Origin of the sequence: Bradyrhizobium sp. PRIMUS42, assembly GCF_023006515.1 — a bacterium.
GTDB lineage: Bacteria > Pseudomonadota > Alphaproteobacteria > Rhizobiales > Xanthobacteraceae > Bradyrhizobium.
The window spans coordinates 1-10,247 of record NZ_JALBGZ010000164.1; the positions used below are offsets into that span (position 1 = coordinate 1).

The following is a 10,247-nucleotide window of genomic DNA, read 5'->3' on the forward strand; positions in this document are numbered from 1 at the left end:
AGGCACTCGATGGCGCAACCGGCCTCGTCAACGGCACGCCGGTCGGCATGCTGCCGAACCGGGATACGCCCGTGCCGGCGGTGCTGCTCAGGGCAGACCTGTGGGTCGCCGACGCCGTCTATTCGCCGCTGATCACACCGCTGCTTGCCGCAGCCCGAGACAAAGGCTCTCGGATCATGACCGGCCGCGAGCTCGCGATCTACCAGGCGGCGGACGCCTTCGAACTGTTCACCGGCCTTGCCCCCTCGACGGAAGTTATGGGAGAGGCTTTTGATGCCGTGATGGCTGCGCGCAGCGCCGCCTATCAGGCAGCTTGAGGCGAAGCGGCCGGATACAAGGCCGCTTGCAAAATTTGAAACGTGAGGAGACGACGATGAAATCAACGCTATTGGTGGGCGCGCTGCTCACCGCCGTGACGGCAACGAGCGCCCTTGCCCAGGCGATCAAGCTCGCCGATGTCGCCGAGCTCTCGGGCGGCGGCGCCACCGTCGGCACCAATTGGAAGAACGGCATCGACCTCGCGATCGAGGAGATCAACGCCAAGGGCGGCGTGCTCGGCCGCAAGCTCGAGGTCACCCACGCCGACTCGCAGTCCAACCCGGGTGTGGCACGTGCCCAGGTGCAGAAGGCGCTCGATGCCGAGCCCTATGTGCTGCTCGGGCCCGGCTATTCCGGCTCGGTGAAGGTCACAGCCCCGCTCGCGGCCGAAGCCGGCATCGCGCAGATCATGGGCGGCGAAGCCGCCGAACTGACGCAGGCCGGCAACAAGTTCCTGTTCCGCACCTCGTTCGGCCAACAATCATCGATGCCGAAAGTCGCAAAGTACATCCACGACGAGATGAAGGCGAAGACCGTCGCGGTGGTCTGGGTCAACAACGACTTTGGTCGCGGCGGGCGCGATGTCGTGGTCAAGGAGCTCGACCGGCTCGGCTCCAAGGTGGTCGCCGACCTCTCCACCGAAGCGGGCCAGGCCGATTTCGCCGCTGACGTCGGCAAGATCAAGGCTGCCAATCCCGATGCCGTCTTCGTCTATCTCAACGAAGAAGAGAGCGCGCGCATCCTGAAAGAGCTGAAGCGCCAGGGCGTCGCCGCGCCGCTGATGGGCGAGACCACGCTGATCGGCCAGAAGGTGATCGAGCTCGCGGGCGATGCCGCCAACGGCGCGCGCGGCCATGTCGGCCTCACCACCGATGCGCCGGTCGACCTGATCAAGGCGTTCCGCGAGAAGTTTTCCAAGAAGTACAATTACGTCCCCGACCACAACGGCCTGAAGGGCTATCTCGCCGTCTACATGGTGAAGGCCACCACCGAGAAGATGGGCAAGGTCGACCCGAAGAAGTTTGCCGACACGCTGCACGGCCTCACCATCAAGGCCGCGGACGAGCCGGGCATCCTGATGGACGTCACCTTCAGCGACACCGGCGACATCGACCGCCAGAGCTTTCTGGTCGAAGTGGTCGAAGGCAAGCAGGTCGTGAAGCAGGTGCTGCCGAAAGTGAAGTGAGCGACGCGGTCTTTCATCTCTCCTCTCCCTCTCCCCGTTCTTACGGGGCCGCGACGAGCTTCGCACGCGCTGAGAGGGTTGGGGTGAGGGCTGCTTCCGCAATGGCGGACAGTTGAATTCGCGGAGAGCGCCCCTCACCCCGCCCTCTCCCCGCAAGTGCGGGACGAGGAAGACGATAGAGCGGGGCGAGGGACACGAGAGGGGAAAATGTCCAACCTGTTCGATCTTCTGGTTGCGGGACTTGCCACCGGCGCGATCTATGCGCTGGTCGCGGTCGGCTTCACGCTGCTGTGGCAGACTTCGCAGACCATCAATTTCGCGCAAGGCGAGTTCGTGATGCTGCCGGCGTTCCTGATGCTGGCGGCGATGCATGCCGGCGCGCCGTTCTGGCTCGCGATCATCCTCGGCATCCTGCTTTCGATGATCCTGCTCGGCCTCGCCTTCAAGCTGCTGCTGGTCGACCCGATGATGCGCCACGGCGTGCTGCCGCTCGCGATTGCGACCATGGCGCTGGCGATCGGCCTCAAGGAAGCGGTGAAGCAGTTCTTCAGCGCCGAGGCCTCGCCATTCCCATCGGTCCTGCCGACCGGTGACATCTCCATCCTCGGCCACGCGGTGTCGCTGCAAAGCATCGGCGTGCTGGTCGTCGCCATCCTCGCCGTGCTCGGTCTGACCACGCTGCTCAACCGCACCTCGCTCGGACACCAGATGCAGGCTGCGGCGCAGAACCCGACGGTGGCACGCATCATCGGCGTCCCTGTCGAGCGCATGATCCTGCTGACCTTCCTGATCAACGCCTTCCTTGTCGCGTTGGCTTCGCTTCTGATCACGCCGATCTACCTTGCAAAGTTCTCCTCCGGCGAGGTGCTGGGCCAGGCGGCCTTCATCGCCGCGATCGTGGGCGGCTTCAACCAGGTGCGCGGCGCGATCGCGGGCGGCCTGTTGATCGGCGTGCTCGACAATCTCGCGGCTGCCTATGTCTCGACCCAGTACCGCGCCGCCGTGCCGATGATCTTCCTGATCGCGGTCATCCTGTTCCGGCCGCAGGGCCTGCTCGGCCGCGCCGAGGAGCGCACGGTATGAGCGGCTTCGCCAAACCCCTGAAGATCGCGCTCGGCCTCGCCGTCATCGCCGCGCTGATCATCGTCCCCATGAACTTCAACCGCTATGGCCTGTTCATCCTGAGCCAATGGGCAGTAATGAGCATCGCCGCGATGGGGCTCAACCTCACGCTCGGCTATGCCGGCCAGGTCTCGCTGGCCCAAGGTGCGTTCGTCGGCATCGGCGCCTATGCCTCCGCCATCATGACCACGCATGGCTGGCCGCTGCCGGCGGCGATCCTAGTCGCGATCGCCTTGAGCTTCGCCGTCGGCTGGGTGCTCGGCTATCCCGCGCTGCGCGTGCAGCACCATTACCTCGCTTTCGTCACGCTCGCCTTCTCCACCCTCGCATTCCTCGTGTTCCGCAACGAGAGCTGGCTGACCGGGGGCATCTACGGCATCTCCAACATCCCGCGCCCGCACATCTTCGGCCTCGCGACCAACAAGCCACTGCCGTTCTATTATGTCTGCCTCGGCTCGCTCGCGATCGTGTCGCTGGCGGTGTGGTGGCTGATCCGTTCGCCCTGGGGCCGCGCCTTCATGGCGCTGCGCGAGAACCCGCTGCGCGCGCAATCGCTCGGCATCGACACCCGCCGTTACACGCTGATGGCGTTCGCGATCGGCTCGGCGCTCGGCGGCGTCGCCGGCGCGCTCTATGCGCCGCTGACGCAATATATCGATCCGGTGCCGTTCAACCTGTCACTCTCGCTCGACCTGCTGATGATGGTGATCGTCGGCGGCGCCGGCTTCTATTTCGGTCCGTTCTTAGGGGCGATGATCGCGGTGCTGCTGCCGGAATGGCTGCGCTTCACCGAGGGCTATTATCTGATGCTCTATGCCGTGGCGGTGATGCTGCTGCTGATCTGGTCGCCGACCGGCATTCTGGGAATCCTCGACCGTTATCTTGCCGAACGCCGCACCAAGGCAGCGTCCGCGCTGCGCGCCGTCGCAAAATCCCGCCTGGAGACGGCGCAATGAGTGCGGTCCTCGAAGTCACCGGCATCAAGAAGAACTTTGGCGGCATCAGCGCCGTCGACGGCGTTTCGTTCGACGTGCGCGAGGGCGAGATCCTCGGCCTGATCGGGCCGAACGGCTGCGGCAAGTCGACCCTTTTCAACTGCATCCTCGGCCAGCTCACGCCATCAGGCGGCGAGGTCAAGCTCGACGGCAAGCTCGTCACCGGCCTGCGCCCCGCCGAACTCAACAAGCTCGGGGTCAGCCGTACCTTCCAGCTCCTTCAGGTCTTCCCGAAACTCTCGGTGCGCGAGAATTTGATCCTCGCCGGACAGGAGCATCAGGGCAACATGGCCTCGCGCCTGGTCGGCCGCTCCGATGCCGGACTGACGGAGGCCGCCAACCAGATGATCGGCTTCTTCAAGCTCGACCATCTCGCCGACGAGCCCGCGGGCGGGCTCTCCTACGGCCAGCAGAAGCTGCTCGACGCCGCCATGGCTTTCATGGGCGGACCGCGGCTGGTGCTGCTCGACGAGCCCGCGGGCGGCGTCAACCCGTCGATGCTGGCGGATCTGAAGGAGCGCCTGGTCGCGATCAACCGCGAGAAGAACGCCACCTTCGTCGTGATCGAGCACAACATGGAGTTCGTGATGTCGCTGTGCTCGCGCGTGATGGTGATGGCGGAAGGCAAGGTGCTGGCGATGGGACGGCCGGACGAGGTGCGCAAAAACCCCGCCGTGATCGAAGCCTATCTCGGACATTAGGAAGCCAACATGAGCGACCCGATCCTCTCGGTTCACAATCTCGTCGGCGGCTACGGCAAGATGACGATCCTGAACGGCACGAATTTCTCGGTGCCGCAGGCGACCATCACCACCATCATCGGCCCGAACGGCGCCGGCAAGTCCACCGTGTTCAAGGCGATCTTCGGCCTGTTGAAGCTGCGCGAGGGCAAGATCAGCTTTGGCGGCCGCGACGTCACCAATTTGAGCCAGCGCGCCTTGCTCAATGCCGGCATCTGCTACGTGCCGCAGGGCCGCAACATCTTTCCCGAACTGTCCGTGCGCCACAATATCGAGCTCGGCGGCGTCGCTGCCGGGAAGGGTCTCGACCTCCCAAGAAGGATCGAAGCCGCGCTCGACCTCTTCCCCGCGTTGCGACGCAAGTCGACGCAGCAGGCCTCGACGCTCTCGGGCGGCGAGCAGAAGCAGCTCGAGATCGCCCGCTCGTTACTGCTCGAGCCGAAGCTGGTGCTGATCGACGAGCCCTCGATCGGCCTGTCGCCGCTGATGGTGCAGCAGACCTTCGACATCCTCAAAAGCTTGCGCGACCGCGGCGTCACGATCCTGATGATCGAGCAGAACGCGCGCTCGGCGCTGGAGATCTCCGATATCGGCATCGTGCTCGAGCTCGGCCAGACCCGCATGGTCGACGACGCCAGGCGCATCCTGAACGATCCGCGCATCGGGCAATTGTTCCTGGGCGGCGCCATGGAGGAGAGTGCGGCATGAGCGCGAAAATGCGCATCGCTGTTGCAGGTGCCGGCCTGATCGGCCGCCGCAACATTGAATTGATCGAGTCCTCCAAGGATTGCGCGCTCGCCGGCATCGCCGATCCCTCGCCAGCCGCGAAGGATTATGCACAGGCGCGTGGCGTGCATTGCTATGCAGACCACCGCGCCTTGCTGGCGCAGGAGAAGCCTGACGGCCTGATCATTGCCTCGCCCAACACGCTGCACCTGCCGATGGCGCTCGACTGCACTGAGGCGGGCGTGCCGGCCTTGATCGAGAAGCCGGTGACCGAGACGGTTGCCACCGCACAGCGCCTGTGCGCGGCCGTGAAACGTACCGGCGTGCCGATGCTGGTCGGCCACCACCGGCGACACAATCCCCTCATCAAGGCCGCACGCGAGACCGTGGCGGGCGGCAAGCTCGGCCAGCTCACCGCGGTGGTGGGACTCTGGTTGCTGAAGAAGCCCGACGACTATTTCGAAGTCGCATGGCGGCGCGAGCAAGGCGGCGGGCCACTGCTGATCAATCTCATCCATGACATCGACAATCTTCGCTTCGTTTGCGGCGAGATCGTCGAAGTTCAAGCGCTGACCTCGAACAAGATGCGCGGCTTCGCGGTTGAGGACACGGCCGCCCTCATTCTTCGCTTTGCCAATGGCGCGCTCGGAACCGTGACGGCGTCGGATGCGACGCCGGCGCCGTGGAGCTGGGAACTGACCGCCGGCGAGAATGCGGTCTATCCCAGGCAGGACCAGCCCTGCTACGTCTTCGCTGGCACCAATGGTTCGCTGTCGGTGCCTACCATGGAGCTGTGGTCGTATCGACAAGGTCCCGGCTGGCATGCGCCGCTGGTTCGCGAGCCCGTCGCACTCTCGGCTTACGATCCGCTCGTCGAGCAGCTCCGGCATTTTCTCGCCGTGATCGCGGGCCGCGAGCAGCCGCTGATCTCCGTCGAAGACGCGATGGCCACGCTCGCTGTCGTCGAGGCCGTCAGCGAGGCTGCGCGCACGAGCCAAAAAGTATCGCCGGGCCGGATCATGGAGCAAGCTGCATGAACAAGCGTTCGATCGCCACCGTCTCCCTCTCAGGCGCGCTCGACGAAAAGCTCCGCGCCATCGCGGCCGCGGGCTTCGACGCGGTCGAGATCTTCGAAAACGATCTGCTGTCGTTCGGCGCTGGCCCACGCGAGGTGGCGCAGCTGTGCAAGGATCTCAATCTCGAGATCTGCGCGTTCCAGCCGTTCCGCGATTTCGAGGGCATGCCCGAGCCGCAGCGCTCGCGCAATTTTTCCCGCGCGGAACGCAAGTTTGATCTAATGCAGGAGCTCGGCACCGATCTCCTGCTGATCTGCTCCAACGTCTCGCCCGCCTCGCTCGGCGGCATCGACCGAGCCGCCGACGATTTTCGCGAGTTGGGCGAACGCGCGGCCAAGCGCTCCTTGCGCGTCGGCTACGAAGCATTGGCCTGGGGAAGCCATGTCAACGACTATCGCGATGCCTGGGAGATCGTGCGGCGCGCCGATCATCCCGCGATCGGGATCATCCTCGATAGCTTTCACGCCTTGGCGCCGGGATTTCCGACGGGTGCGATGGCCTCGATCCCCGGCGACAAGATCTTTCTGGTGCAGCTTGCGGACGCGCCGAAGCTCGCGCTCGACATCCTGTCCTGGAGCCGGCACTTCCGGTCGTTTCCCGGTCAGGGCGATCTGCCGGTCGGCGAGTTCATGGCGGCGATCGCGGCGACCGGCTATGCCGGGCCGCTGTCGCTGGAGATCTTCAACGACCAGTTCCGCGCCGGCTCGGCCGCGCAGACCGCCATCGACGGCCTGCGCTCGCTGATCCTGCTGGAAGACCAGCTCGCACCGGACTGGCCGAAGCTCGTCCGCGAGCCGCTGGCGCCGAAGGCGAAGAGCCGCGGCACCGGGTTCATCGAGTTTGCCGTCAACGAGACCAAGGCCGGCGAGCTCGCCCACCTGTTCTCGCAACTCGGCTTCCGCAAGACCGGCGCGCATCGCAGCAAGGCGGTGGAGCGCTGGTCGCAGGGCAAGGTCGAGCTCGTCATCAATAGCGAGACCGACGGGTTCGCCCATTCCCACTATGTCACGCACGGCCCCGGCGTTTGCGCGATTGCGCTCGATGTCGACAATGCCGGCCTTGCCATGCAGCGTGCCGAGACGCTGAAGACGCGCACCTTTTACCAGCCGGTCGGGCCCGGTGAGCTCGAAATCCCGGCGATCCACGGCGTCGGCGGCAGCCTGCTCTATTTCCTCGATCAGGCCGGCAAGAACTGGGACACGGATTTCGAGCCTGTCACGAGCGATGCGGGCGCGGACGCGCTGCTCGCCGTCGATCATATCGCGCAGTCGATGCCCTATGACGAGATGTTGTCCTGGCTGCTGTTCTACACCGGCATCCTCGACCTGACGCGGCTACCGCAGATGGAGATCGCCGACCCCAGAGGTCTGGTGCAGAGCCAGGCCATCATCAACGCCGACCAGAGCCTGCGCTTCGTGCTCAACGGCTCCTCCGCCAACCGCACCCTGCCGGCGCGCTTCATCTCGGAGTTTTTTGGATCAGGCGTGCAGCACATCGCGTTCGCGTGCCGGGACATTTTTGCGACGGTCGCGGAGATGCGCCGGCGCGGCGCGGATTTCCTGGATATCCCTGACAACTACTATGACGACATCGAAGCCAAATACGACCTTGCGCCCGAGCTGATGGCGCAGCTGCGCGCCAACCACATCCTCTACGACCGCGAGGGCGACGGCGAGTTCTTCCAGGTCTACACCCACATCTTCGACGAGCGGTTCTTCTTCGAGATCGTCGAGCGGCGAGACTATCGGGGCTTTGGTGCCGCCAATGCCGGGATCAGGCTGGCGGCGCAGGCCCGCGAGGTACGGCCTGCGAGCATGCCGAGGGTGTAGGTGTCTCTTTCTCGCACGTCGTTCTCCTCATCGTCATTGCGAGGAGCCCTTGCGACGAAGCAATCCAGATTGCCTCCGCGGAGGGATTCTGGATTGCTTCGCTGCGCTCGCAATGACGGTGCGGAGGCTATCGAGGAACGTAGGGTGGGCAAAGGCGCGCTTGCGCCGTGCCCACCACCTCGCCAATTATGCGGTGCGAATGGTGGGCACGCTTCGCTTTGCCCACCCTAAGATACTTACAATTGAAGGGGCAGAAGAGCCCCCTCATCCGGTGGCCACACCGCACTCACTTCATCTTGCACTTGTCGTGGAAGCGATCCTGGTCGTTCTCGACGATGGTCGCGACCGTCTTCAGCGCGAGCTGGCCTTCGGCGTCCTTGACGACGTCCTGCAGATAGAAGCTCTGCACCGGGATGTGGTTGTTGCCGTATTTGAACGCGCCGCGCAGCGACTTGAAGTTGGCCTTCTCCATCTCGGCCTTCATCGCGTCCTTCTTGCTGGTGTCGCCCTTCACCGCGACCACCGCGCTGTTGATGAGCTGGGCGGCGTCGTAGGTCTGGGCGCCGTAATAGGTCGGACGCAGGCCGGTGTACTTCTTGCGGTAGTCGGCGACGAAGCGCTTGTTCTGCTCGTTGGGCAGGTCATTCACCCACTGCTGCGCGCCGGGAACGCCAAGCGCGTTCTCCTTCTGGAGCGGCAGCGACAGCTCGTCGACGGTGAAGGCGGTGTAGAGCGGCATCGTGCTCTTCAGGCCCGCCTGAGTATATTGGTTGAGGAACTGCACGCCGGCGGCGCCGGGGTAGAACACGAAGATCGACTCGGCGCCCGAGGCGCGGGCCTTGGAGAGCTCGGCGGAGAAGTCGAGCTGGCTCGGCCAGACCGTGTATTCCTCACCCTTGATCTCACCCTTGAAGGTGTTCTTGAGGCCCGCGAGCATGTCCTTGCCGGCCGCATAGTTCGGCCCGATCAGGAAGACGCTTTTGACGCCCTTCTGGTTCATGTAGAGGCCCATGGCCTGCGGCGTCTGGTCGTTCTGCCAGGAGGTCGAGAACACGTAGGGCGAGCAGAGCTCGCCGGCGAGCTGCGAGGGACCGGCATTGGCCGAGATCAGGAAGGTCTGCGAGTCCACCGCGGTCTTCAAGGAAGCCAGCAGCACGTTCGACCAGATGTAGCCGACGATGAAATCGACCTTGTCGGACTGCACCAGCTTCTCGGTCTTCTGCTTGCCGACGTCGGGCTTCTGCCCGTCGTCCTCGTAGATGACCTCGACCGGCTTGCCGTCCATCTTGCGGCCCATGTGGTCGAGCGCGAGCTCGAAGGAGTTGCGCATGTCGTTGCCGATCACGGCGGTCGGGCCGCTGAAGGTCGAGACGAAACCGATCTTGATGGTGTCGCCGGCGGATGCCTGATTTGCCAGCACCAGCGCCGCTGCGCCCGCCAGCCAGAATGCCGTCCTCATAACCACTCCCCTCCTTATTATTGAGCCCGCAAGCGGGGTGATCGCCGCCCCGGGTCGTCTCTATTGAACGCAAAATCCATCGAGCCGCCAATGGCTCAGCGCCTGCCCTGCACCATATTTCGCCCCAATCGGGGATGGCAAGAAATATAATTCTACTTACTTCGACCAAGGCTGCGGCGCTTTTTCGCGCCAAATCGATACATCGGGCCTATCTGGCGATTGATGACGGCTATTGGACCGCCGCACCCAATCCGCACTTAAATGAGCAGGAAGAGTCAGCGAGATTCGAGGGTACATCATGACCACGACACCGCACCGCGTCGTCATCGTCGGGGCCGGCTTCGGCGGGCTGGAGGCGACCTACCGGTTGGCAGGCACCCCGGTCGAGATCACGCTGATCGACCGCCGCAACCATCATCTGTTTCAGCCGCTGCTGTATCAGGTCGCGACCGCCTCGCTCGCGACCAGCGAGATCGCATGGCCGATCCGCCATCTCATGCGCGACAGACCGGAGGTGACGACGCTGTTCGCGACTGTCAGCGGCGTCGATGCGGCAAGGCGCTGCGTGCTGATCGACGACGGCAGCGAGGTGCCTTACGACACGCTGGTGCTGGCGACCGGCGCGCGTCACGCCTATTTCGGCCACGACGAATGGGAGCAGTGGGCGCCCGGCCTGAAGACGCTGGAGGACGGCACCACGCTGCGCCGGCACATCCTGGTGGCATTCGAGCGCGCCGAGCGGGAGACCGATCCGCAGAAGAGCGCGGCGCGGCTGACCTTCGTCATCGTCGGTGCC

The 10,247-nt window shown here is 64.5% G+C and carries 9 protein-coding genes and 1 pseudogene; 9 read left to right on the forward strand and 1 reads right to left on the reverse strand.

Going from position 1 to position 10,247, the window contains the following annotated elements:
* From MOV75_RS14925 to MOV75_RS14960, 8 genes and pseudogenes are all read left to right on the forward strand, one after another.
* Positions 1–317 (forward strand): annotated as a pseudogene (locus MOV75_RS14925) (shikimate dehydrogenase); the annotation flags it as partial.
* A gap of 56 nt (positions 318–373) precedes the next feature.
* A complete protein-coding gene (locus tag MOV75_RS14930) occupies positions 374–1,504 on the forward strand; it encodes an ABC transporter substrate-binding protein (RefSeq protein ID WP_246921348.1) in 1,131 nt (376 codons plus the stop codon).
* A gap of 207 nt (positions 1,505–1,711) precedes the next feature.
* Entirely contained in the window at positions 1,712–2,587 is an 876-nt protein-coding gene (locus MOV75_RS14935; RefSeq protein ID WP_246921345.1) for a branched-chain amino acid ABC transporter permease, read from the forward strand.
* Positions 2,584–3,582, forward strand: coding sequence for a branched-chain amino acid ABC transporter permease (locus tag MOV75_RS14940; RefSeq protein ID WP_246921343.1), 999 nt, complete (start codon positions 2,584–2,586; stop codon positions 3,580–3,582). The genes MOV75_RS14935 and MOV75_RS14940 overlap by 4 nt, the downstream gene beginning before the upstream one ends.
* On the forward strand, positions 3,579–4,322 hold the full coding sequence (locus tag MOV75_RS14945; RefSeq protein WP_246921341.1) for an ABC transporter ATP-binding protein: 744 nt from the start codon (positions 3,579–3,581) through the stop codon (positions 4,320–4,322). The genes MOV75_RS14940 and MOV75_RS14945 overlap by 4 nt, the downstream gene beginning before the upstream one ends.
* Positions 4,323–4,331: 9 nt before the next feature.
* Complete coding sequence (locus tag MOV75_RS14950) at positions 4,332–5,069, forward strand: ABC transporter ATP-binding protein (RefSeq protein ID WP_246921339.1); 738 nt, start codon at positions 4,332–4,334, stop codon at positions 5,067–5,069.
* Positions 5,066–6,124 carry a Gfo/Idh/MocA family protein gene (locus tag MOV75_RS14955; RefSeq protein WP_246921337.1) on the forward strand — a complete coding sequence of 353 codons (1,059 nt, stop codon included), beginning with the start codon at positions 5,066–5,068 and terminating at the stop codon, positions 6,122–6,124. The genes MOV75_RS14950 and MOV75_RS14955 overlap by 4 nt, the downstream gene beginning before the upstream one ends.
* Entirely contained in the window at positions 6,121–7,992 is a 1,872-nt protein-coding gene (locus tag MOV75_RS14960; protein ID WP_246921335.1) for a bifunctional sugar phosphate isomerase/epimerase/4-hydroxyphenylpyruvate dioxygenase family protein, read from the forward strand. Before MOV75_RS14955 ends, MOV75_RS14960 begins: the two co-directional genes overlap by 4 nt.
* Positions 7,993–8,278: 286 nt before the next feature.
* Here the strand turns inward: MOV75_RS14960 and MOV75_RS14965 are convergent, their stop codons facing one another.
* Complete coding sequence (locus MOV75_RS14965; RefSeq protein ID WP_246921333.1) at positions 8,279–9,451, reverse strand: ABC transporter substrate-binding protein; 1,173 nt, start codon at positions 9,449–9,451, stop codon at positions 8,279–8,281.
* Positions 9,452–9,749: 298 nt separating this feature from the next.
* Here MOV75_RS14965 and MOV75_RS14970 point away from each other — a divergent pair.
* Positions 9,750–10,247 (forward strand): NAD(P)/FAD-dependent oxidoreductase (locus tag MOV75_RS14970; RefSeq protein WP_247006085.1); only part of this gene is annotated, 498 nt, incomplete at its 3' end.

Coding starts and splice junctions, on each gene's coding strand:
- MOV75_RS14940 (WP_246921343.1), top strand. CDS start 2,584: ATGAGCGGCTTCGCCAAACCCCTGAAGATCGCGCTCGGCCTCGCCGTC.
- MOV75_RS14945 (WP_246921341.1), top strand. CDS start 3,579: ATGAGTGCGGTCCTCGAAGTCACCGGCATCAAGAAGAACTTTGGCGGC.
- MOV75_RS14935 (WP_246921345.1), top strand. CDS start 1,712: ATGTCCAACCTGTTCGATCTTCTGGTTGCGGGACTTGCCACCGGCGCG.
- MOV75_RS14955 (WP_246921337.1), top strand. CDS start 5,066: ATGAGCGCGAAAATGCGCATCGCTGTTGCAGGTGCCGGCCTGATCGGC.
- MOV75_RS14960 (WP_246921335.1), top strand. CDS start 6,121: ATGAACAAGCGTTCGATCGCCACCGTCTCCCTCTCAGGCGCGCTCGAC.
- MOV75_RS14965 (WP_246921333.1), bottom strand. CDS start 9,451: ATGAGGACGGCATTCTGGCTGGCGGGCGCAGCGGCGCTGGTGCTGGCA.
- MOV75_RS14930 (WP_246921348.1), top strand. CDS start 374: ATGAAATCAACGCTATTGGTGGGCGCGCTGCTCACCGCCGTGACGGCA.
- MOV75_RS14950 (WP_246921339.1), top strand. CDS start 4,332: ATGAGCGACCCGATCCTCTCGGTTCACAATCTCGTCGGCGGCTACGGC.